This is a genomic window from Vibrio sp. 10N.222.46.A1 (assembly GCF_041473595.1).
GTDB classification, from domain to species: Bacteria; Pseudomonadota; Gammaproteobacteria; order Enterobacterales; family Vibrionaceae; genus Vibrio; species Vibrio tasmaniensis_A.
On the sequence record NZ_JBFRSN010001063.1, the window covers coordinates 1 to 1,936 of the forward strand.

A 1,936-nucleotide genomic window follows, 5' to 3' on the forward strand; every position below is an offset into this window, starting at 1 on the left:
GATAAATAACATGGATAAACCGATACTAAAGGACTCAATGAAATTATTTGAGCCCCTAGGAAAAATTAAATCACGCTCAATGTTTGGTGGATTCGGGCTTTTTGCTGATGACACTATGTTTGCCCTGGTTGTGAATGACCAGTTGCATATACGAGCTGACAAATGCACAACACAACAATTCGAACAACAAGGATTTCAACCGTACGTCTACAAAAAACGTGGTTTTCCTGTCGTTACTAAATATTTCGCTTTACCTGAAGGCTTATGGCGAGACCAAGAGAAAATCTTGCAGCTTGCGACTACGTCTCTAGGTTTTGCTAAAGAAGAGAAAGCTGAACAATCTTCTGCTAAACCAACTAGACTCAAAGATCTGCCTAACCTTCGACTCGCTACAGAGCGGATGTTGAAAAAGGCAGGGATCGATTCTGTAGAACGTTTATATGAATCTGGCTCTGTAAACGCATTTAACGCCATCAAAGAATCGCATGCGTCTTCTGTCAGTATTGAACTGTTATGGGCGCTAGAAGGCGCGATCAATGGTACACATTGGTCTGTTATACCGCAGCAACGTCGTGAAGAGCTTATCAATCACGTCAATTAACATTGTCAGTGCAAACTATATAGATAACTAAGCCGCATTTTTGCGGCTTTTTTATATCTGGTGAAAGTTATTCTATGCTTTGCCTGTCTATCTATACTAGTGGTATACATTGAAAAACTAATGGTATGCATTGAAAATTTAGAGGAAGTATCAATGAGTAAAAAAATGATATTGGGTATTGTGTTGGTCATAACCATCGTCTTGTTAGGCGTCAATTTCGGCCAGTACTTAACGCTTGAAAATGCAAAAGCCCAGCAAGCTGTTTTGAATGACTACATCGAGAGCAATTTCATTGCCGCTGCCGCTATCTACTTTGTCGCGTATGTCATGATTACGGCTTTCTCAATTCCTGGCGCTGCCGTTGTTACGCTGTTAGGCGCTGCGCTGTTTGGGTTTTGGAACAGTTTACTGCTGGTGTCTTTCGCGAGCGCTATTGGCGCAACCCTCGCCTTCTTAAGTAGCCGTTACTTGTTGCGTGACTGGATCCAAACCAAGTTTGGCGACAAGTTAGCCACCATCAATAAGGGCGTTGAGAAAGACGGTGCATTTTACTTATTCTCGCTACGTCTAATTCCTGTTTTCCCATTTTTCCTTATCAATCTATTGATGGGTCTAACACCGATGTCGGTGAGTCGTTACTATATTACTAGCCAAATCGGTATGTTGCCGGGTACCGCCGTTTTCTTGAATGCCGGAACTCAACTCGCAGAAATTGATTCACTTTCGGGCATCGTGTCTCCCTCAGTACTGTTGTCATTTGCCTTACTGGGTGTGTTCCCAATTATTGCTAAATGGTTGATGAACAAATTTCGCTCAGCACCTGTCGCTGAGTAACGTATATAGCTAGCTAGATAGCTAAATAGCTAAGTAGCTAAGTAGCTAAGTAGCTAAGTAACTTAATAACGCATGCAGCCAAATAAGGTTCTATTTCAATGAAAATCTTCAGTGCATCGAATCCAACAGAAGCTCATATCATCTGTGGATTGTTAGAAAGTGAGAATATTGCGTGTGAAGTCCGTGGTGAGGGTTTGTTTGGTTTAAAAGGTGAAATCCCATTTACCGAAGATACAGACCCTTACGTATGGTTATATGAGCCAGAACTCGCTAGTAAAGCCCGCACGATCGTCAATGACTACCAAAAACAGCAAGATTCGATCATCTATGAAGAGTGGCGTTGTGGTGAGTGTCATGAAATCAATGAAGCACAATTCGGGTCTTGTTGGCAGTGCGGCGCTGCTTCGCCTGAATAGCAAAGTTTCAGTTATTACAGACACGATTCGGTCAAATACCTCCTCCAAATAAAAACGGGAAGCTAAATTAGCTTCCCGTTTTTAT

The 1,936-nt window shown here is 42.0% G+C and carries 3 protein-coding genes; all 3 read left to right on the forward strand.

The features are described from left to right. The first annotated feature begins 10 nt into the window (after positions 1 to 10). The 3 genes from AB4496_RS23745 to AB4496_RS23755 all read left to right on the forward strand — a co-directional run bounded on the left by AB4496_RS23745 (position 11) and on the right by AB4496_RS23755 (position 1,851). Positions 11 to 601, forward strand: a complete 591-nt coding sequence (locus AB4496_RS23745; protein ID WP_102257366.1) for a TfoX/Sxy family DNA transformation protein — start codon at positions 11 to 13, stop codon at positions 599 to 601. A gap of 153 nt (positions 602 to 754) precedes the next feature. Beyond that, positions 755 to 1,435, forward strand: coding sequence for a TVP38/TMEM64 family protein (locus tag AB4496_RS23750; RefSeq protein WP_009846351.1), 681 nt, complete (start codon positions 755 to 757; stop codon positions 1,433 to 1,435). 98 nt (positions 1,436 to 1,533) lie between these two features. After that, positions 1,534 to 1,851, forward strand: coding sequence for a DUF2007 domain-containing protein (locus AB4496_RS23755; RefSeq protein ID WP_009846350.1), 318 nt, complete (start codon positions 1,534 to 1,536; stop codon positions 1,849 to 1,851). Positions 1,852 to 1,936 lie beyond the last annotated feature (85 nt).

Bases quoted from the DNA above. Each gene is read 5' to 3' on its own strand.
- AB4496_RS23745 (WP_102257366.1), top strand. From the start codon at position 11: ATGGATAAACCGATACTAAAGGACTCAATGAAATTATTTGAGCCCCTA.
- AB4496_RS23750 (WP_009846351.1), top strand. From the start codon at position 755: ATGAGTAAAAAAATGATATTGGGTATTGTGTTGGTCATAACCATCGTC.
- AB4496_RS23755 (WP_009846350.1), top strand. From the start codon at position 1,534: ATGAAAATCTTCAGTGCATCGAATCCAACAGAAGCTCATATCATCTGT.